Source organism: Chryseobacterium sp. MEBOG06, from assembly GCF_021869765.1.
Classification (GTDB): domain Bacteria; phylum Bacteroidota; class Bacteroidia; order Flavobacteriales; family Weeksellaceae; genus Chryseobacterium.
In genome coordinates this window covers 478528-500917 of sequence record NZ_CP084580.1, presented here as the reverse complement: position 1 = coordinate 500917, position 22390 = coordinate 478528, and the positions used below count along the sequence as shown (strand labels likewise).

The window sequence follows — 22390 nt, the reverse complement described above, 5'->3', positions numbered from 1 at the left end:
TTTATAAAAGTACATTATAATATCCAAAAATAAAACTTATTAAATATCAAATAATCATTAAAAAAACCTTTTCAATCAACTTGAAAAGGTTGTATTTGACACTTTATATTTATCATATTTTATGGAATCAATTATTTGGTAATGAGAACTTTTTTATTAAAAATCACCTTACCTGATTCGTCATTAAGATTTATAATATACGCACCAGTTACCAGTTCTTTACAATCTATTTTCTGATCCAAAGAACCGTTTTTCACAAATAAGCTCTGATTCATCACCTTCTTTCCTGACATATCAAAAACATTCAGCTTAACATTTCCTTTCACATTTTTATTATCAATATGAACATTGACAAAATGCTCGTCAACTCTGGTTGGATAAATATCCACATCAGTCAATGTATTAGATACCGATTTTTTTTCATTGACAAAGTACTTACTTGCCAGGTCATAGATATGTAGCCCCTTCTCACCAGAAAGCTGTTTCGCCTGTAAAGTCTGTACATCAACTTCATATAAAGAATCTCCTTTAGCACTGGCTATAACGACCTTTCCCTGCGCATTTACTGCCGAACCGTTCACCGAATAATTATCTGGAATACCGGTAATCTTACCTATAAACTTTGCCTTTAATTCTTTCGTTGAAACCTTGAAAACATTTCCTGAGGCAGAAAAGATATAAAAGTTATTATCGGTATCAGCAATCATATCCCCGCCAAAACCAGTTTCAACAGCCGTAAAGGAATTCTTGCCATTTGAAACATCGTCTTTAATGATTCCCAGATCTATAACAGCATATTGTCCGTTTTTTTTGCTGATTTCCAGAAACTGTGTTCCAGCATTATTAACTGCGTAAATATTGCCGTTATATCCGGTTGCCATTCTCGTGATATGAGAATTAATATCACATGAAGATACTCTTGCTACATTATTCTCTACCAATGTAATCTCTTTTGTTTGGGGCTGCAATACATAAATATTTGATGAAAACATAGGCATATACACCAAATTATTATTAGATGGATCATAAGCCAGCGCTGCCATCGTTATTGCCTGAGAATTACTATAAGAATTTTTATCTTCCGCTACAATAGCTTTTCTTCCTTGTGAATATACCTTTGCCGAAGTATCAGCAGTAAAAATTTTCTCACCGGAAGTTCCATTTGCAACGTCTATTACACGAAAATCATTGAAGGTTATACTTTGCGTATCTTTTCCTGTAATTGCAAACAAATCTTGCTGTGCCTGTGCGTTAGCACTTAATAATAACAAAAATAGAGGGAATAAATGTTTTTTCATAATATGTAAATTTTTGATTTGTAAAAAATTCAATATTACTAAGTTACGCAAATTATAGAGTAAAAAATAAATATTATCCAGTATTTAAATAAAATTTACAACAAATGAATATTAATAGTGAGAGTATGATAAAGGAATATTGTATTGTCTTAATTAGACTCAAAAAGACCTTTCAAGCGTTTGGATCTCTATGGGATAGTCATCCAGCTGGCTATTATGAATCATCTTAATCATAAGGAAGGAGTTATAAGAAAGACTATCCTTATTCAATAGAAGCGGGCTTTAGCCCGGTTGATATAGATTATGATTAGACTAGATTAGACTAGATTAGATCATATAGATACAAAAAAAAATCCTTTATCGTTATGATAAAGGATTTTTAAAAATAAAATAAAAACTGGCGGCGACCTACTCTCCCGCTTTCGCAGTACCATCGGAGCTGGTGGGCTTAACTTCTGTGTTCGGAATGGGAACAGGTGAGCCCCACCGCTAAAACCACCCTAAAGAAGGTATATAAGGTTGCAGGTTAGAGGTAAAAGGCTGCAGGCTTATCCTGCTTCCTAATAGCCAACATCTGCTACCTGGTTTATCGATAAAAACTTTCACAAAGAGGTAACCTTGCTGCACTTCCGTGCGCCATATTAGGCTATAAATCTACGGGTAATTAGTACTACTTGGCTATGACATTACTGTCTTTACACCTATAGCCTATCAACGTCGTCATCTCCAACGACCCTTAAAAGATGTCTCATCTTGAGGCGAGTTTCGCACTTATATGCTTTCAGTGCTTATCTCTTCCAAACGTAGCTACTCAGCAGTGCACCTGGCGGTACAACTGATACACCAGAGGTTTGTTCAATTCGGTCCTCTCGTACTAGAATCAAGCCCTCTCAAACATCTAACGCCCGCAATAGATAGAGACCGAACTGTCTCACGACGTTCTGAACCCAGCTCGCGTGCCACTTTAATGGGCGAACAGCCCAACCCTTGGGACCTTCTCCAGCCCCAGGATGTGACGAGCCGACATCGAGGTGCCGAACCTCCCCGTCGATGTGAGCTCTTGGGGGAGACTAGCCTGTTATCCCCGGAGTACCTTTTATCCTATGAGCGATGGCCCTTCCATACGGAACCACCGGATCACTATGTCCTGCTTTCGCACCTGATCGACTTGTAGGTCTCACAGTCAAGCACCCTTATGCCATTACACTCTACGCACGGTTACCAAGCGTGCTGAGGGTACCTTTGAAAGCCTCCGTTACTCTTTTGGAGGCGACCACCCCAGTCAAACTACCCACCACGCAATGTCCTTCCATACAGAAGTTAGGCTCCAAGTAAGTAAAGGGTGGTATTTCAACGTTGGCTCCACAAACACTAGCGTGCCTGCTTCAAAGCCTCCCACCTATCCTACACATTACTTACTCAAAGTCAATACGAAGTTATAGTAAAGGTTCACAGGGTCTTTTCGTCCCATTGCGGGTACTCGGCATCTTCACCGAGACTACAATTTCACAGAGCTCATGGTTGAGACAGTGCCCAGATCGTTACACCATTCGTGCAGGTCGGAACTTACCCGACAAGGAATTTCGCTACCTTAGGACCGTTATAGTTACGGCCGCCGTTTACTGGGGCTTCAGTTAATGCCTTCGGTTTAACCCTAAGCACCTTCCTTAACCTTCCAGCACCGGGCAGGTGTCAGACCCTATACTGCATCTTTCGATTTTGCAGAGTCCTGTGTTTTTGATAAACAGTCGCCTGGGCCTCTTTACTGCGGCCACCATTGCTGATGGCGTCTCTTCTCCCGAAGTTACGAGACTATTTTGCCTAGTTCCTTAACCATGATTCACTCTAGCACCTTAGGATTCTCTCCTCGACTACCTGTGTCGGTTTTGGTACGGGTTGCTTCACTTCGGCTTTTCTTGGAAGCACTTTCCCTACAGCAGCTTCGCCCGAAGGCTAGGCCTTGACTATTCCGTCAGTCTCCAGTAAGTACGGCACTCCGTCCCCTTTTTAGTGTGAGCAAGTATGGGAATATTAACCCATTGTCCATCCACTACCCCTTTCGGGTTCGCGTTAGGTCCCGACTAACCCTCAGCTGATTAGCATGGCTGAGGAAACCTTAGTCTTTCGGTGAGCGGGTTTCTCGCCCGCTTTATCGTTACTTATGCCTACATTTTCTTTTCTATCCGCTCCACAATACCTCACAGTACTGCTTCGGCGCAAATAGAATGCTCTCCTACCAGATGTATATAAATACAAATCCATAGCTTCGGTAATATGTTTATGCCCGATTATTATCCATGCCGGACCGCTCGACTAGTGAGCTGTTACGCACTCTTTAAATGAATGGCTGCTTCCAAGCCAACATCCTAGCTGTCAATGCAGTCCAACCGCGTTGCTTCAACTTAACATATATTTGGGGACCTTAGCTGTTGGTCTGGGTTCTTTCCCTCTCGGACATGGACCTTAGCACCCATGCCCTCACTGCCGACGAACATTTATTAGCATTCGGAGTTTGTCAGGAATTGGTAGGATTTGACTCCCCCGCATCCAATCAGTAGCTCTACCTCTAATAAACTTAACATCGACGCTGCACCTAAATGCATTTCGGAGAGTACGAGCTATCTCCCAGTTTGATTGGCCTTTCACCCCTACCCACAGGTCATCCGAAGACTTTTCAACGTCAACCGGTTCGGTCCTCCACTCTGTGTTACCAGAGCTTCAACCTGCCCATGGGTAGATCACAAGGTTTCGCGTCTAATCCTACTAACTATACGCCCTATTCAGACTCGCTTTCGCTCCGGCTCCGGTACTTAATACCTTAACCTCGCTAGTAAAATTAACTCGTAGGCTCATTATGCAAAAGGCACGCCGTCACACCATATAGGTGCTCCGACCGCTTGTAGGCGTACGGTTTCAGGTTCTATTTCACCCTTCTATTCGAAGTGCTTTTCACCTTTCCTTCACAGTACTTGTTCACTATCGGTCTTTCAGGAGTATTTAGCCTTGGAGGATGGTCCCCCCATATTCAGACAGGATTTCACGTGTCCCGCCCTACTCATTTATCACTCAAATATGCCTTTCATATACGGGGCTATCACCCGCTACGGCTGTTCTTTCCAGAACATTCTATTAAACATATATCAGCTTTTGGGCTAATCCGCTTTCGCTCGCCACTACTTACGGAATCTCTTCGATTTCTTTTCCTCCGGGTACTTAGATGTTTCAGTTCTCCGGGTTTGCTCCTCTTACGAGGTGACTGGTCTTCAACCAGCCGGGTTGCCCCATTCGGACATCTGCGGATCAATTCGTGTGTGCCAATCCCCGCAGCTTTTCGCAGCTTACCACGTCCTTCGTCGCCTCTGAAAGCCTAGGCATCCGCCATACGCCCTTAACGATTTCTTTCCTAATAATTATATTAGTTCAGTATTTTTTGATAAATTAAATTTATCGATATTTTTATAAACTCGGCACTCGAAAGTGCTCGGTTATCTCTTTGTGATGTCTTTACCGTTAATGTCAATGATCTTAATGTCTTCTCTTCAAACTGATGAACAAATGTTGTTTTTGGCTCCATTCGTAACTTTTAAATCAGTCATCCAAAACTGTGGAGAATAAGGGAGTCGAACCCTTGACCTCCTGCGTGCAAGGCAGGCGCTCTAGCCAGCTGAGCTAATTCCCCCTCTAGTAGACTAAGAGATTAAAGATGCTGGATTCAAGATTTACATCTCGCCTCTTGGCTCTTTCATCTTCCCGTCTTTTTAATTAGTAGTCTCGGGCAGGCTCGAACTGCCGACCTCTACATTATCAGTGTAGCGCTCTAACCAGCTGAGCTACGAGACTGTCTGTCAGACTAAATTCAGATAACAGATACCAGATTAACTGACTCTTTTATCTTCATCCTTGTCTCTCTCAATCCCTATACTAATTTCTAGTGGGTTTTGTATTATTATATATATAGCAACCAAATAAAAAACTAAAGCTTCTCTTTAAGTAAGTGCATGTATCTTGCGATACTAATTTTGTTTATCGTCTAAAGACGCTCTAAAATGAGATGTTCCAGCCGCACCTTCCGGTACGGCTACCTTGTTACGACTTAGCCCTAGTTACCTGTTTTACCCTAGGCAGCTCCTGTTACGGTCACCGACTTCAGGTACCCCAGACTTCCATGGCTTGACGGGCGGTGTGTACAAGGCCCGGGAACGTATTCACCGCGCCATGGCTGATGCGCGATTACTAGCGATTCCAGCTTCATAGAGTCGAGTTGCAGACTCCAATCCGAACTGAGACCAGCTTTCGAGATTTGCATCACATCGCTGTGTAGCTGCCCTCTGTACTGGCCATTGTATTACGTGTGTGGCCCAAGGCGTAAGGGCCGTGATGATTTGACGTCATCCCCACCTTCCTCTCTACTTGCGTAGGCAGTCTCACTAGAGTCCCCAACTTAATGATGGCAACTAGTGACAGGGGTTGCGCTCGTTGCAGGACTTAACCTAACACCTCACGGCACGAGCTGACGACAACCATGCAGCACCTTGAAAAATGTCCGAAGAAAAGTCTATTTCTAAACCTGTCATTTCCCATTTAAGCCTTGGTAAGGTTCCTCGCGTATCATCGAATTAAACCACATAATCCACCGCTTGTGCGGGCCCCCGTCAATTCCTTTGAGTTTCATTCTTGCGAACGTACTCCCCAGGTGGCTAACTTATCACTTTCGCTTAGTCTCTGAATCCGAAAATCCAAAAACGAGTTAGCATCGTTTACGGCGTGGACTACCAGGGTATCTAATCCTGTTCGCTCCCCACGCTTTCGTCCATCAGCGTCAGTTGTTGCTTAGTAACCTGCCTTCGCAATTGGTGTTCTAAGTAATATCTATGCATTTCACCGCTACACTACTTATTCCAGCTACTTCAACAACACTCAAGACCTGCAGTATCAATGGCAGTTTCACAGTTAAGCTGTGAGATTTCACCACTGACTTACAGATCCGCCTACGGACCCTTTAAACCCAATAAATCCGGATAACGCTTGCACCCTCCGTATTACCGCGGCTGCTGGCACGGAGTTAGCCGGTGCTTATTCGTATAGTACCTTCAGCTAGATACACGTATCTAGGTTTATCCCTATACAAAAGAAGTTTACAACCCATAGGGCAGTCGTCCTTCACGCGGGATGGCTGGATCAGGCTCTCACCCATTGTCCAATATTCCTCACTGCTGCCTCCCGTAGGAGTCTGGTCCGTGTCTCAGTACCAGTGTGGGGGATCACCCTCTCAGGCCCCCTAAAGATCGTTGACTTGGTGAGCCGTTACCTCACCAACTATCTAATCTTGCGCGTGCCCATCTCTATCCACCGGAGTTTTCAATAAAAAACGATGCCGTCTCTTATATTATGGGGTATTAATCTTCCTTTCGAAAGGCTATCCCCCAGATAAAGGCAGGTTGCACACGTGTTCCGCACCCGTACGCCGCTCTCTCATTTCCGAAGAAACAATACCGCTCGGCTTGCATGTGTTAGGCCTCCCGCTAGCGTTCATCCTGAGCCAGGATCAAACTCTCCATTGTATGTTTGTCTGACTCACTCAAAGTTTTGACGCTTTAGTTTTTTCCTTACTTGGTTGTTATATTGTATGTCAATGATCTTTATATCTTCCGCTTTTTAATGAAGCACTCTATTCTGTCAGTGGCGCTCCATATTTGCGAGTGCAAAAGTAAAACTTTATTTCGTTATGACCAAATGTTTTGAAAGAAAAATTTAAAGTTTTTTAAGTAACCTTAACTCCCTTCCTTAACCTCAATCCCGATACTCCTGCGCTCCCCTATTTGGGACTGCAAAGATAAGAACTTCTTTTTAACCCGCAAATTTTATTATCTAAAATTTTAAAGTTTATTTCCAGATCTTCTCTCTTTAAAGTATACTGTTTCTGCTTATCTAAAAGCCCTTCTGCGCTTACTGAAGCTCTTTCGTTTTTCAGTGGGGCAAAGATAGAAACTTATACCTTACACAGCAAACTTATTTAACATTAAATTCATATCTGATTAATATTTGATGCTAAAACGCTGGCTGGTAAGGCTAAAATTTTTAAACAAATGTTTGGTCAGAAAAGAGCGGAGAACCAAAATAACACTATTGAGGGGAAAATGATATGATTTACCTATATATATAAATAGACATCTATATTATATAGCGTAGAGGGAAACGCCTATTATCACTTCTCTCCTATTTATATTGTATCTATTTATTCCTTTGATTCAACTTTTCAACTATAATGGACAGTATCATTAATTATTTTCCGGAGATCATTTATAAGAATGATAAAAAAACATAGCCCTGATAGGAATGGTTACCCCGCAACAGGAAAGGGAATGCTGTCGGGTTTGAGCGAAGGGAGGTTTGGGAGTGAGGAGTATAAATGGATAGCAGGATAAAGCTCCTTATAAAAATAGTAAAACAAGGTATACATTTGTCTATAATTCTATTTCCACGAGCAAATAAAAAAAACATTCCGTAAGAATCCTGAGTGTCAGGGGAATCCTACGGAATGTGAATATAAGATATGGATGAAATTCTTAATTCAGAACATATGATGTTCCGTCTCTTCCATCTTTTAATTCAATTCCTTCAGCAAGCAATTTGTCTCTAATCTGATCTGAAAGGTCAAAGTTTTTAGATTTTCTTGCCTGATTTCTAAGTTCGATCAATACTTTCAAGGTCTGATCAAGCTTTTCATTATTATTTTCTTCTACAGACTGTAATCCCAGAACATCAAAGATAAAGGCATTCAATGTAGATTTTAAATCTTCAAGATCTTCTGTAGATATTGTCTCTTTATCATCTTTTAGAGCGAAGATATATTTTACTGCTTCGAACAAGTGGGCAATCAGGATTGGTGAATTGAAATCATCAGTCAATGCCTCATAACATTTGTTCTTCCATTCTTTAAGACTGAAGCCTGACTGTTTTGTATCGTCAGGAGTAATTGAGTTTAATACTTTTACGGCTTCCATCAATCTGATAAATCCTTTTTCGCTGGCCATCATGGCATCATTGGAAATATCCAGAACGCTTCTGTAATGTGCCTGCAGAAAGCAAAAACGTACAATTGACGGATGAAAAGGTTTCTCAAAGAAGTCATTATCTCCGGTTACCAACTGCGTCGGAAGAATATAGTTTCCTGTAGATTTACTCATACGCTGGGAATTCATCGTCAGCATATTGGCATGCATCCAGTAATTAACGGGAGCAGTATCATTACAAGCTTTCCCTTGTGCAATTTCACATTCATGATGTGGGAATTTTAAATCCATTCCTCCACCATGGATATCGAAGGTTTCTCCTAGATATTTTGTACTCATTGCTGTACATTCAAGATGCCATCCCGGGAATCCTTCTCCCCACGGGGAGTTCCATCTCATAATATGAGCTGGGGATGCTTTCTTCCAAAGGGCAAAATCCTGAGGATTCTTCTTCTCACCCTGACCGTCCAGGTCTCGGGTATTAGCAAAAAGTTCTTCTATGTTACGTTTTGAAAGTTCACCGTAGTTCAGACCTCTTCTATTGTATTCTAGTACGTCAAAGTATACTGAGCCATTGCTTTCATAGGCAAATCCTCTATCAATCAGCTTTTGAGTCAGCTCAATCTGTTCTACAATATGTCCTGTAGCTGTAGGTTCAATATTTGGAGGAAGCAGATTGAACATATCCAAAACTTTATGGAAATCCACTGTATATTTCTGTACGATTTCCATTGGTTCCAGTTTTTCTAGTCTGGTCTGCTTTACGAATCTGTCATTATCTACATTTCCGTCATCGGTAAGATGTCCTGCATCTGTAATATTTCTAACGTATCTTACTTTATACCCTAAATGCATTAGGGTACGGTAAATAAAATCAAAAGAAAGGAAGGTTCTTACATTTCCCAAATGTACATTGCTGTACACCGTAGGTCCGCAGACGTACATTCCTACGTTTCCTTCTAAAATAGGTTTGAATATTTCTTTTTCTGCTGTAAGAGAATTATATATTTTTAATTGCATTTATTTTAAGTTAAAAGATTTAATGATTCAAGATTCAAAAATTAGTTAAAAAATAATTCTGTCACAACAAATAATCGTTGTGATGAAAATTTTATCTGAAATTTTTTTAAATTTTATCATAATTAAATCGCTTTTAAATGGTGCTGCAGATGATTCAGGTAATCATTGATCATAAATTCCAATGTCAAAACCCGAGGTTCTGTTTTTGTGGTATCACAAGTTCTCTGCAGTGCTGTATCAGGAATATTTTCAACGATATGAGCAATCTGATCATTTAATGCCTTCCACAGGTGAATCAAATCTAATGTCGGAACGTTCTGATAGTCCTGAGCTTTCACCCAGGCGTTCTGATCGTATACAATATTCTCGTTCTCCTTATACTGCGTGACTACAAATCTACGGATATTCGTAAAAGCGCTGTCACAAAGATGCCCAATAATTTCTTTTTTAGACCATTTATCAGGTGAGATCTTCTCTGACCACTCTACTTCAGTGATATTTTGAAATCTCTGAAGCTCATTATCCGTGATATCTCTAAGGATCTGATATTTCATTCGTGTTAATCCAGTTTTGCATGGCTCCCTACGTAATGTAAGAATTCCTGTCTTGTAATAGGATTTGTTCTGAAGATCCCACTGAGTTCTGCTGTAATAGTGGAGCTTGCTGTATCTTTTATTCCTCTGCAGTTTACACAAAGGTGTTTTGCATCGATAATACAAGCTACATTTTTCGTTCCCAATGCTTCTTTTAAAGCATTTACGATCTGCATGGTCAATCTTTCCTGAACCTGTGGTCTTTTGGCGTAGTAGTCAACAATTCTGTTAATTTTTGAAAGACCAATTACTTCTCCGTTGGAGATATAAGCAACGTGTGCTCTTCCTATAATAGGTAAAAAGTGATGTTCACAGAATGAATATACCGTGATATCTTTTTCTACCAACATCTGACGGTATTTATATTTATTGGAAAAAGTAGATATACCCGGCTTATTTTCAGGGAGAAGTCCTCCAAAAATTTCATTCACATACATCTTGGCAACACGCTTTGGGGAATCTTTTAAGGAATCATCAGTCATATCTAATCCCAGGGTCTCCATAATTTCTCCAAAAAGCGCAGTAATTTTTTCTATTTTTTCCTGTGGCGATTTATCAAAAGCATCTTCCCTTATAGGCGTATGTTCTTTTCCAGTGAAAATATCATCGTCGTTATCAGTAAAATCAACCATTTTTATTTAATTTGCAGCAAAAATACGGATAATATCCATTCCTCTATTTTTTCCGAAAGTTTTTTATTAATTTTTTGGATCGTCAGGAACCTCTATGATTTCTATAATTTGAATCATGAAGGTTTCAATTGGGATGAAAAACATTATCTTTTATAACCTACTCTGATTAAAAAGTATATGATTATTGTTGAAGAAGTACAAAACAAGAACCATAAGAGGGAATTTCTTGAATTCCCTGCACAACTTTATCAACACGACAAAAATTATATCCGTCCTTTAGATAAGCATATTGAAGAAGTCTTTGATCCTGAAAAGAATAAGTTCTTCAAAAATGGAGAATGTAAAAGGTTTTTGTTTAAAAGAAATAGTAAAACGATTGGCAAAGTTGCCGTTTTTATCAATTCCTGCTATGAGCAGAAGCAGCCAACGGGAGGAATAGGTTTCTTTGACTGTATTAATGATCAGGAAGCTGCTAATTTTATATTTGACCACTGTAAAAATTGGCTTCAGGACAGAGGAATTGAAGCAATGGATGGACCTATTAATTTTGGTGAACGTGATAAATTCTGGGGGCTTTTGATAGAAGGATTTATTGAACCTTTGTTTGGAATGAACTATAACTTTCCTTATTACAGGGAACTTTTTGAAAATTATGGTTTTCAAATTTATTTTGAGCAGCTCTGCTTTACAAGGCCTATTTTTGCAGAAGTTTCGCGGGTTTTTACCATTGCGCATGAAAAAAACAGAAGAAATCCTGCCATCTCCGCAAGGCCGATGAAGAAGAATAATCTGTCTAAGTTTGCTAAAGATTTTACTGAAGTTTATAATAAAGCATGGGCCTCTCATGGTGAAGGGAAGCAGCTGGAAGCAGCTAAAGTACTGAAAATGTTTAATACCATGAAACCTATTATCAATGAGCACATCTCCTGGTTTGTGTATGAGAATGAAACCCCCATCGCAATGTGGATCAATATTCCTGACCTCAACCAATGGTTTAAATATCTAAATGGAAAATTCGGAATTTTTGAAAAGCTTAAATTTTTGCTGTTAAAGCGGTTTAAAAAGAATGAAAAAATGGTTGGTCTTGTCTTCGGTGTGGTACCGGAATGGCAAAAGAAAGGGATTGATGGGTATATGATCTGGGAAGGCACCCAACATTTAAGAAAGCATACGGGTTTCACAACTACGGAGCTTCAGTGGATTGGTGATTTCAATCCTAAAATGGTTAAGATTGCAGAAACTCTTGATACCACAGTCACCAGAAAACTGGCTACTTTCCGATATTTATTTGACAGAAACAGAGCATTTGAGAGGCATTCGACCTTATAATCCGTAATTTTTTTATTGCATCATTTTTTAAATAATAAAAAAATAGTATTTTTGAACCTAACCATTGAACAAACTTAAATAAAACAAACTCAAAATGAGAAAAGTAATTATATGCGCTTTATCCGCTGCATTTGGTATCATTAATGCCCAAAATTTAACACCTGGCTCTTACCAGCCTAACTATTCAAGTACTCTTTCTGTAAATAGCCTTGGTGGTGACCATGCTGTATTCGGAGTAAAATCAGAAAATTCAGGAAGAGCATTAAAATATGATGAAATTATTGGTTCACCTTATTATAATACTGAATTCTTCATGGCTAAAGTAGCAGAAAACTTTGATAAGGTACCTGTAAGATACAACAGCTATACGGATGAAATAGAATTCCAAAAAGAAGGAAAACCATTAGTTCTTCCCAAAGAAGATCAGTATGCCAGAATTGAAATAGCTTCGCCTAAGAATACTTTAGTATTTCTACAGACAAACGATGAACTAAGCGGTTATTTTTTTGAGATTGTAAACGGTAAAAATAAACTATACAAAAAGGTAAAGACTAAGTTTAATGATGCTGTTCCGGCTGCCAATTCTTACGCATCCGATAAAGCAGCTTTCTTCAAAGCTTTAGATCCGGTTTATTATATCCGTACAGAGCAGGGTTTTATAAAAAAACCTAAAAAAATAAAAGATATTCTGGAGGTCTTTCCTGGTAAAAAAGAAACTGTAGAAACATTCATTAAGTCCAATAACATTAAATTGAATAAAGAAGAAGATCTAATAAAAGTAGTTGCTTTTTTAAATGCATAAAATTAAACCCTGTGAATATTCACAGGGTTTCTTTCATTTATGGTACTTTTATTAGAATAGCTCACCGGCTACTTTTTTAATATTATCACTTTTACCCATTGAGTAGAAATGTAAAACCGGAACTCCAAAGTCTAAAAGTTCTCTGCATTGGGCAATTGCCCATTCTATTCCGATTTGCTTTACCGCTTCATTATTCTTTGCATTTTCGACTTCATTGATCAGCTCTTCAGGAAGGTCTATTTTGAATACCTGAGGTAGGATTTTCAAGTGTTTCTTTGTCGCTATGGGCTTAATTCCTGGAATAATCGGAACTGTGATTCCCATTTCTCTTGCTTTCTGAACGAATTCAATATACTTTTTATTGTCAAAGAACATTTGGGTGACGATATAATCTGCTCCGGCGTCTACTTTTTGTTTCAGCCACTTCAGGTCATAATTCATGGAGGGAGCTTCCATATGTTTTTCCGGATATCCGGCTACTCCAACACAGAATTTATTAAGCTCGTCACAAACCTGTTCTTCATTATGCAGGTATTTCCCTCTTCCCAGATCATTAATCTGATTGACCAAATCCATTGCACTGGCATGTCCTCCCTGTGTAGGCTCAAAATATTGATGTCCTTTCATTGCATCACCTCTCAAGGCCATTATATTTTCTATTCCAAGGTACATACAATCTACCAGAAGGTATTCTGTTTCCTCTTTGGTGAAGCCACCACAAAGAAGATGCGGAACAGTATCTACGTTATATTTATGTTGGATCGCGGCACAAATCCCTAAGGTTCCGGGGCGCATTCTGGTAATACGGCGTTCCATCAATCCATTCCCTTTATCAAGATAGATATATTCTTCTCTTGAAGTAGTAACATCAATGAAAGGAGGTTTGAATTCCATCAACGGATCTATATTCGAATAGAGGTCTTCAATACCAATCCCCTTTTGTGGTGGAACGACTTCTAAGGAGAATAAAGTTTTTCCATTTGCGTTTTTAATGTGTTCTGTTATCTTCATGTCAATTTTAATCTGCTAAATTGGGTGACAACCATTTTCTTGCTTCCTGCATGCTACAACCTCTTCTTGCAGCATAATCCTTAAGCTGGTCTTCTGTAATTTTTCCTAAGCCAAAATATTTTGCGTGCGGGCTTCCGAAATAGTATCCGGAAACTGACGCTGTAGGAAACATGGCTAAGCTTTCTGTAAGAAACACACCGGTATTTTCTTCTACTTTTAAAAGATCCCAGATGGTTTTCTTTTCCAAATGATCAGGACAAGCCGGATAACCTGGTGCAGGACGGATTCCTTTGTATTTTTCAGCAATCAAATCTTCGTTGCTCAACTGTTCCTGGACTGCATACCCCCAATATTCTGTTCTGACTTTTTTATGTAAAAACTCGGCATAAGCTTCTGCGAAACGGTCAGCAAGGGCTTTTACCATAATCGAATTATAATCGTCATGGGCTTTTTCATATTCTGTGGACAGTTCATCTGTCCCAAAGCCTGTACTTACACAAAAAGCTCCCATGTAATCGGTTTTACCAGAGCTCTGAGGGGCAATAAAATCACTTAACGCCAGGTAATCTTTTCCTTTTGATCTTTGAGCCTGCTGTCTTAGTGTTAAAAATCTAGCCTGCTCTTTATTATTTTCATCAAAAATTAAAATATCATCGGATTCATTTGAATTAGCTTTAAAAATTCCAAAGATTGCTTTTGCTGTTAAAAGCTTTTCGTCTAAGATTCTCTTTAAAATAACCTGGGCATCTTTGAATAATTCTCTAGCCTGAGCACCTACGACCTCATCTTCTAAGATATTCGGGTACTTCCCATGTAAATCCCAGCTTCTGAAGAATGGCGACCAGTCGATGAAAGGTAATAATTCTCTCAGGTCCTGATTTTCGACTACTTTTATACCTAGATTATTTGGGATGAAAATATCTTCATTTTTCCAATCTATTTTGAAACGATTGTCCCTTGCTTCTTCAATAGAAACATAGTCTTTGTCTACCTGTCTGTTCAGAAATTTTTCTCTGAAGTCTGAATAATCACTCTTCAGATCTGAAACATATTCTTTATTCCGGTCACCCAATAATGAACTTACTACATTTACTGCCCGTGAAGCATCATTAACATGAACAACAGCATTTTTATATTTTAAATCTATTTTCACAGCGGTATGAGCTTTTGAAGTTGTAGCACCACCAATCAGTAAAGGGAAATTCAGATTCTGTCTTTCCAGTTCTGAGGCTATATACACCATTTCATCTAAGCTTGGAGTGATCAAGCCGCTTAATCCAATGACATCTACTTTCTGTTCAATAGCTGTCTGGATAATTTTTTCGGCAGGAACCATAACACCAAGATCTACGATTTCATAGTTGTTACATCCTAAAACTACACTTACAATGTTCTTTCCGATATCATGTACATCTCCTTTTACTGTAGCCATCAGGATTTTTCCGTTGGCAGGTCTTGAGCCGTCTTTTTCAGCTTCAATGTAAGGCTGCAAATAAGCAACTGCCTTTTTCATTACTCTTGCTGATTTTACAACTTGTGGTAAAAACATTTTCCCGCTTCCAAATAAGTCTCCTACAACTCCCATTCCAGTCATTAGGTTAATTTCTATCACATGAAGGGGTTTTGCCGCTAATTGTCTGGCTTCTTCTACATCTTCTTCAATAAAACGGTCAATTCCTTTTACCAAAGCATGGGTAATCCTTTCCTGTAAAGGTTTATTTCTCCATTCCAGGTCTTCGGTTTTTTCTTTTTTTACGGATTTGTGTTTTTCAGAATAGTCGAGAAGTCTTTCTGTAGCATCTTCTCTTTTATCAAGAATTACATCTTCTACAAGCTCAAGAAGTTCTTTATTGATCTCATCATAAACTTCCAGCATCGCTGGGTTTACAATACCGATATTCATCCCAGCCTGGATCGCATGATAAAGGAATACGGAGTGCATTGCTTCTCTTACGGTATCATTTCCACGGAATGAAAATGAAACGTTACTCACTCCCCCACTTACAGAGGCGTAAGGAAGATTTTGCCTTACCCATCGCGTTGCTTCGATAAAATCGATGGCGTTTCTCCGGTGTTCATCCATTCCTGTTGCAACGGGAAAAATATTTAAATCGAAAATGATATCTTCTGCAGGGAAACCAATCTGATTGACCAAAATATCATATGACCGTTGTGAGATTTCTTTTCTCCTTTCAAGATTATCTGCCTGTCCAACCTCATCAAATGCCATTACAATTACAGCGGCACCATATCTCTTAATGGCTTTGGCATGTTTGATAAATTCTTCTTCCCCTTCTTTCAGACTGATTGAGTTTACCACACATTTTCCCTGGGCAACCTGCAGACCTGCCTCTAAGATTTCCCATTTGGAGGAGTCTACCATGATCGGGATTCTGGAGATATCCGGTTCTGAAGCGATTAAGTTCAGAAATTTAATCATTGACGCTTTTCCGTCAATCAGTCCATCATCAAAGTTAACGTCCAGAATCTGGGCTCCTCCTTCTACCTGATGGCGGGCAATATCTAATGCTTCAGAGAATTTCTCCTCTTTTATAAGTCTTAAAAATTTTTTGGACCCGGCAACATTGGTTCTTTCACCAACATTGATGAAATTACTTTCCGGGGTTATGATAAGAGGCTCAAGGCCTGATAATCTTAAATACTTCATCGATTTTATTCTTCTAAAATATAGTAGGCGTTATTTGCATTCTTCCTTAATAAATCTCTATGCTTACCTAAAGCGGCAAACAGTGGAAATCTTTTATAAGCTAAACCATGTTCTCTGGCAAAGCCTTCAATCTCTTCTGTGATCTCATTGTAATACATATAGCTGTAGTTCGGAAACAGATGATGGGCAACATGAAAATTAAAATTCCCCAATACGTTTCTTACCAGCCAGTTATTTTCTTTTAAATCATTAGTCACTTCCAGCTGATGGCGAAGCCAACTAAACGGAAGTCCGTTTTTCTGATCCAGTCTTGGAAAAGCATTATCAGGAAGCGGATGCAAGGGTAATAAAACAAACAAAGCAAAAATACTTGCTGAGATTACCTGTAAAAACCATGCTCCCAGTGCCAGACCAACGGATACTTTAAAGAACACAACAGGAATCACAATCTGATAAAAAAAGTAGAATAACTTATAACTGATCATTTTTACTTTTTCTCTAACAGGTATTCTTCCCTGGGTTTTCAAAATCACTCTTTCCTTATCAAAAAAGTCTCTAAAGTCTCTTATAAACATCCAGTTGAATAAATACAACGGATATACTAAAAAGAAGAACTTATCCTGATATTTCTGAATCCCTTTAGCTTTTATCCATGGAACTATTAAAAGCAGCCCGCTCTGTTCAATATCTGTATCCCATCCATCTACATTGGGATAAGCATGATGGCTTGCTATATGTCTTTTTTTCCAGATATAGGAATTGGCTCCCACAAAATCAAAAATGTGCAATACCATCTCATTCAACCTTCTACTTTTGTATATATTATGATGGGCGGCTTCATGAATCAGGTTTAAATAAATCAAAACCAAAAAAATTCCCATTGCAATAAAACTAAGAATATAAATCCAATGCTTTTCAGCATTAAGAACAGCAACGAAGTATAAACTCACATAGATCAGCGGCAGTATAATAGCTTTGATCTGAATGTAGATATCCCTGTTCTCAGGAATTGCTTGTACCCTTTGGTTCACTTTCTTTCTGAGTTCATTAAACAATCGGGCATCATCTGAATCTTTTAAATAAACCGGCTTTTCCATCTGAATAGATTTTATGATTTATTTAAAGTTAATATTTATAATTCAGCGGACATTATTGATTTTAATTAAAAAAATCTATCAAATAACTAAAATTCCTTCAATTTTCTTGGTGGATAATTTTCTACCAAATCAGCAATCGCTTTTATATGTTCCGGTGTAGTACCACAACATCCTCCGATAATATTAATCAATCCTTTTTCTGTATATTCTTTAATCTGTCTTGCCATATCTTCCGGTGTTTCATCATACTTTCCAAAAGCATTTGGCAGACCTGCGTTAGGATAAGCTGAAATATAGAATTCTGAGTTATGAGCCAATGTTTCGAGATAAGGAGTAAGCTGATCTGCTCCTAATGCACAGTTGAATCCTACACTTAGCAAATTCAGGTGGGATACAGAGATCAAAAATGCCTCAGCAGTCTGACCGCTCAAGGTTCTTCCTGATGCATCGGTAATCGTTCCGGACACCATAATGGGAATTTCAATACCTCTTTCTTCCTGCAATTCGTCAATGGCAAACAAAGCTGCCTTAGCATTCAGTGTGTCAAAAATGGTCTCTACCAAAAGAATATCTGATCCTCCATCCAGCAAAGCTTCACATTGTTGTCTATAAGCTACCCGCAATTCTTCAAAAGTGATGGCTCTATAGCCCGGATCATTCACATCAGGGCTTAAACTTGCCGTTCTGTTGGTTGGACCGATAGATCCGGCAACAAATCTCGGTTTATCCGGATTTTTCGCAGTGTATTCATCACAAGCTTTTCTGGCAATTTTTGCGGACTCATAGTTCAGTTCATACACGAGATCCTCCATGTGATAGTCTGCCATGGCAATTGTTGTTCCTGAAAACGTATTGGTCTCAATGATATCAGCTCCTGCTTCCAGATATTTTTTGTGAACTTCTTCTATTGCGTAAGGCTGTGTCAGAGAAAGCAGGTCATTGTTTCCTTTTACAGGATGTTCCCAGTCTTTGAAACGTTCTCCTCGGTAGTCTTCTTCTTCAAATTTATAACGCTGAAGCATTGTCCCCATTGCGCCGTCGAGGATTAAAATTCTTTCCGTTAAAGCTTTATATAATGGTTCTGAATTTTTCATTTTTTATCTATTTTGGCTAAAGCCGTTGGATATTTTGATCATCAAAACGGGACAAAGCCCGTTTCTCCTGAATTAATCTAAAGCCTGTTTAAGGTCTGCAATGATATCATCCACATTTTCCAATCCTACTGAACAACGTACAAGTCCTGCAGTAATACCTACTTCATTTCTTTCTTCATCTGAAAGTTTGGAATGGGTAGTGGACGCCGGGTGCGTAACGATCGTTCTTGTATCACCTAAATTGGCAGAAAGTGAACACATTTGTATCTTATCCAGAAAGTTTCTACCACCTTCTATTCCACCTTTGATTTCAAAGGCAACAATATTTCCTCCAAGCTTCATCTGCTTTTTGGCTACTTCATAACTTGGATGAGATTTCAGGAATGGATATTTTACAAGTTCTACATTCGGATGGCTCTCTAAAAACTCAGCTACCTTCAACGCATTTTCACAATGCTTTTCTACACGGATTGCCAACGTTTCCAAACTTTTTGATAATACCCAGGCATTAAAAGGAGATAATGCAGGTCCTGTATTTCTTGCAAATAGATAAATTTCCCTGATCAGGTCTTCTTTTCCTACTGCTATTCCTCCCAGAACTCTTCCTTGCCCGTCAATCAGCTTCGTTGCAGAATGTACCACAACATCTGCACCATATTTGATTGGCTGTTGAAGATAAGGTGTTGCAAAACAGTTATCTACAATAAAAATAAGATTATGTTTTTTCGCAATCTGTCCGAAAAACTCAAGATCCAGAATTTCAATAGCGGGATTGGTAGGAGTTTCAAGGTATAAAATTTTTGTATTCGGTTTAATATACTGTTCTACATTCTGTGCATCTTCTGCTTTGAAATAAGTGGTTTCAATATTCCATTTCGGGAAATACTTTGTGAATAAAGTATGAGTAGACCCGAAAACCGACTGGCAGCTTACAATATGATCTCCGGCATTTAATAATGCAGCAAATGTAGAATAAATTGCTGCCATTCCGGTTGCAAATGCATAACCAGCCTCTGCACCTTCCATTTTTGCAATTTTCTCTGTAAACTCTGTTACATTAGGATTGGAAAACCGGCTGTACAGGTTTTTAGATTTTTCTTCGGCAAAGCTGGCTCTCATATCTTCTGCATCCTGAAAGATAAAGCTGGATGTAAGATATAATGGTGTGGAGTGCTCATCAAACTGAGTTCTTTCTGTCTGCGTTCTTATTGCTGATGTTTCAAAATTTTCCATATAGTTTTAATTAATTGACCAATGCAGCAGTGTAACCATGAGATTCTTCGCTTTTGCTTAGAATGATCATCATTGGTAAACTGCTACATTATTATACTGTTGCCTTAATATTATTTCGTTTCACTTAGTCTTAAAATATCTCCAAAAACACCTCTTGCTGTTACCAGTGCTCCAGCTCCGGCTCCCATGATAACGATTGGGTTTTCACCGTAGCTTTCTGTATAAATTTCAAAGATGGAATCTGAACCTTTCAATTGTCCTAATGCTGAAGTTGCAGGAACAGAAATCAATTTTACATCCAATTCTCCTTTCTCTTTCTGAAGATCACCATGCAAATCACCTACATATCTCAATACATGACCCGGCTCCTGATTTTCTTTGATTTTTTGATATTCTTCGTCTAATTCTTCCAGCCTTGTAAGGAACTCTGATTTTGAAACTTCAAGTAAGCTTTCAGGAACAAGGTTCTGGATATTAATATCTGAGAATTCATTGATTAAGTCTAATTCTCTTGCCAGGATCAATAATTTTCTTGCCACATCATTTCCTGATAAATCTTCTCTTGGATCCGGTTCGGTATAGCCTTTTTCTAACGCTTCATTGATAATGGTTGAAAATTTATCGTTTCTCAAAGAAAAATTATTGAAAACATAGCTCAATGTTCCAGAGAAAACTCCTTTAATTCTTGTAATATTTTCTCCTGAAAGGTGTAATAATTTGATTGTATCAATTAATGGAAGACCTGCTCCTACATTGGTTTCATAGAGGTAACGTCTGTTCTTTTTATTCAAAGTATATCTCAACTTGCGGTATTCTTCGATAGGCAGTGTATTGAAAATTTTATTGGAAGAAACAAGGTCAAAGCCGTTTTCTGCCAGCGTATGGTAGTTTTTGACAAAATCTTTACTTGCTGTATTGTCAACAACGATCAGGTTTTCCAGTTGATTTTCGTTGGAGAAATTAATCAGCTCTTCAACTTTTGACGGATGTTCTGCTGTAAGCACCTCATCACTCCAGTTAGATTCAAATCCTTTTTTGTTGAATGCTATTTTTCTGGAGTTAGCTACAGCCACTACCTTAAGGTCTATATTTTTACGTCTTTTGATCTCATCAGAAGATTCTAATACCTGATTGATCAAAGTTTTCCCTACATTTCCATGGCCAATAATAGCCAAATGAACGGTTTTAGGCTTTTTGAAAATTTCAGATTCTATAATATTTTTAGTTTTTTCATCTTGTGAAGAGGTAACAACTATATTGACTCTGTTTTCCCCTGCTATCTGGTTTAACAGCAACGGAAAGACATTATTTCTGGCCAATTCTGCAAGAACTTTATTAAAATCTTCTGCGACGAAACCTATTACAGAAACATTGTTGATGCTATAAATCTGTGATACTTTTCCTGATTTTCTTTCTGATTCGAATTCGTCAATAAGACAAGCTACTGCTTTTTCCGCATCCACTTCCTGAACCAATATTGAGATTCCGTTTTCTATCGCTTGCTGGGAAATTACTCCTACACTGATACGCGCTAAAGTAAGCGCTTTAAAAATACGCCCGTCAATTCCGATTTCGCCTGAGAAATCTTCTCCTTCAAATTTGATGATTGATCTGTTCTTTAAAAACTTTATTTCGTTAACCTTTTTCATTACTGTATAAAATGTTTTTTATGATATTATTTAATTGTTGATATTCCATTAGGAAGGCATCGTGCCCGTGTATTGATTGGATCTCATGATAAGAGACATTCTTATTTTTCTCTTTCAGCTTTTCAAAGCACATTCGGATTTCAGAGGCTGGAAAGAATAAGTCTGTATCTACGGAGATCATGTGCATTCGTGCTTCTATCTTCTCCAGAGCGGCTTCATTTGCGTTAATATTCATCAAAAGATGATTCATCAGCCTGTATGCTTTTAAACTAAATCTTTCGTTTAGCGCATTACCGTGATAAACCAGCCAGTCTTCGGATTCTAAGCGCTGTTTCTCCTGATTGTATTTATTTTGAAATCTATCATTGAGCGATTGTGGAGTTCTGTAGCATAACATGGCATGGATTCTTGCCTTTTGTAAAGGTTCATCTTTATCATTCAATAAAAATTTCTGAACCATACATTGGGCATGAAGCCAGTCGTGAGTTTTGTAATCACAAGCTATAGGGATAAAAATATCTGCAAGTGCAGGTTGTTTTGCAAGCATTTCCCATGCAATGCCTCCTCCCAGAGAGCCTCCAATAATGGCATATAAGTTTTTGATCTTTAAAGCTTCAAGACCTTTCAGAAATAGACCGGCTATATCTGAAGGGGTGAAATCTTCATAATCTTCAATTAAAAAGTTATCGTAACCGTTTCCGGGTATATTAAAACAAAGAACTGTGTATTTATTGGTATCAACGATCTGGTTTTCGCCTACCAACTGCTGCCACCAGCCTTTTTCACCTGAAACTGCAGAGTTTCCGGTAAGGGCATGATTGATCAGGATGATGGGAGCTGTAAACAGGTCTTTCCCGAAAAGCTGATAGCTTAACGAGATATGATATTCCTTTTTGGAATTCGTTTGATACGAAAGATTAATATAGTTTAGTTCTGTTTTCAATTCTATTA

General features: G+C 38.6%; 13 protein-coding genes, 2 tRNA genes and 3 rRNA genes. 2 read left to right on the top strand and 16 right to left on the bottom strand.

Annotated features, from left to right (window positions below):
• Window positions 1-131: 131 nt before the first annotated feature.
• From LF887_RS02285 to folE, 9 genes are all read right to left on the bottom strand, one after another.
• Window positions 132-1298: a T9SS type A sorting domain-containing protein gene (locus LF887_RS02285; protein WP_236857197.1), complete on the bottom strand. Its 1167-nt coding sequence runs from the start codon at window positions 1296-1298 to the stop codon at window positions 132-134.
• Between the two features lie 395 nt (window positions 1299-1693).
• A 5S ribosomal RNA gene (rrf, locus tag LF887_RS02280) occupies window positions 1694-1801 on the bottom strand.
• A 141-nt stretch (window positions 1802-1942) separates the two neighbouring features.
• Window positions 1943-4700 (bottom strand): 23S ribosomal RNA (locus LF887_RS02275).
• Between the two features lie 203 nt (window positions 4701-4903).
• Window positions 4904-4977: transfer RNA gene (locus tag LF887_RS02270), tRNA-Ala, on the bottom strand.
• A gap of 87 nt (window positions 4978-5064) precedes the next feature.
• A tRNA-Ile gene (locus tag LF887_RS02265) sits at window positions 5065-5138 on the bottom strand.
• A gap of 204 nt (window positions 5139-5342) precedes the next feature.
• A 16S ribosomal RNA gene (locus LF887_RS02260) occupies window positions 5343-6859 on the bottom strand.
• Together the 16S, 23S and 5S rRNA genes with 2 tRNA genes alongside form the textbook arrangement of a ribosomal RNA operon.
• A 1005-nt stretch (window positions 6860-7864) precedes the next feature.
• Complete coding sequence (gene cysS, locus LF887_RS02255) at window positions 7865-9331, bottom strand: cysteine--tRNA ligase (RefSeq protein WP_236857196.1); 1467 nt, start codon at window positions 9329-9331, stop codon at window positions 7865-7867.
• A 122-nt stretch (window positions 9332-9453) separates the two neighbouring features.
• Window positions 9454-9885: a DinB family protein gene (locus LF887_RS02250; protein ID WP_236857195.1), complete on the bottom strand. Its 432-nt coding sequence runs from the start codon at window positions 9883-9885 to the stop codon at window positions 9454-9456.
• A gap of 5 nt (window positions 9886-9890) precedes the next feature.
• A complete protein-coding gene (folE, locus tag LF887_RS02245; RefSeq protein ID WP_236857194.1) occupies window positions 9891-10556 on the bottom strand; it encodes a GTP cyclohydrolase I FolE in 666 nt (221 codons plus the stop codon).
• 177 nt (window positions 10557-10733) lie between these two features.
• Here folE and LF887_RS02240 point away from each other — a divergent pair, with 177 nt between their 5' ends.
• Both LF887_RS02240 and LF887_RS02235 read left to right on the top strand, forming a co-directional pair.
• Window positions 10734-11885: a hypothetical protein gene (locus tag LF887_RS02240; RefSeq protein ID WP_236857193.1), complete on the top strand. Its 1152-nt coding sequence runs from the start codon at window positions 10734-10736 to the stop codon at window positions 11883-11885.
• A 94-nt stretch (window positions 11886-11979) separates the two neighbouring features.
• Window positions 11980-12687 carry a hypothetical protein gene (locus tag LF887_RS02235; RefSeq protein WP_236857192.1) on the top strand — a complete coding sequence of 236 codons (708 nt, stop codon included), beginning with the start codon at window positions 11980-11982 and terminating at the stop codon, window positions 12685-12687.
• Window positions 12688-12738: 51 nt separating this feature from the next.
• On the opposite strand, the gene metF is transcribed toward LF887_RS02235, so the two are convergent.
• The 7 genes from metF to LF887_RS02200 all read right to left on the bottom strand — a co-directional run bounded on the left by metF (window position 12739) and on the right by LF887_RS02200 (window position 22382).
• On the bottom strand, window positions 12739-13698 hold the full coding sequence (metF, locus tag LF887_RS02230) for a methylenetetrahydrofolate reductase [NAD(P)H] (RefSeq protein ID WP_236857191.1): 960 nt from the start codon (window positions 13696-13698) through the stop codon (window positions 12739-12741).
• A 7-nt stretch (window positions 13699-13705) separates the two neighbouring features.
• Window positions 13706-16366, bottom strand: a complete 2661-nt coding sequence (gene metH / locus LF887_RS02225) for a methionine synthase (protein ID WP_236857190.1) — start codon at window positions 16364-16366, stop codon at window positions 13706-13708.
• A gap of 5 nt (window positions 16367-16371) precedes the next feature.
• On the bottom strand, window positions 16372-17463 hold the full coding sequence (locus tag LF887_RS02220; protein ID WP_236857189.1) for a fatty acid desaturase family protein: 1092 nt from the start codon (window positions 17461-17463) through the stop codon (window positions 16372-16374).
• Window positions 17464-17549: 86 nt separating this feature from the next.
• On the bottom strand, window positions 17550-18557 hold the full coding sequence (locus LF887_RS02215) for a homocysteine S-methyltransferase family protein (RefSeq protein WP_236857188.1): 1008 nt from the start codon (window positions 18555-18557) through the stop codon (window positions 17550-17552).
• Window positions 18558-18629: 72 nt separating this feature from the next.
• A complete protein-coding gene (locus tag LF887_RS02210; RefSeq protein WP_236857187.1) occupies window positions 18630-19790 on the bottom strand; it encodes an O-succinylhomoserine sulfhydrylase in 1161 nt (386 codons plus the stop codon).
• A 110-nt stretch (window positions 19791-19900) separates the two neighbouring features.
• On the bottom strand, window positions 19901-21439 hold the full coding sequence (locus LF887_RS02205; RefSeq protein ID WP_236857186.1) for an ACT domain-containing protein: 1539 nt from the start codon (window positions 21437-21439) through the stop codon (window positions 19901-19903).
• Window positions 21426-22382 (bottom strand): alpha/beta fold hydrolase, encoded by a 957-nt coding sequence (locus tag LF887_RS02200; protein ID WP_236857185.1) that lies wholly within the window; start codon window positions 22380-22382, stop codon window positions 21426-21428. The genes LF887_RS02205 and LF887_RS02200 overlap by 14 nt, the downstream gene beginning before the upstream one ends.
• Between the last annotated feature and the right edge of the window lie 8 nt (window positions 22383-22390).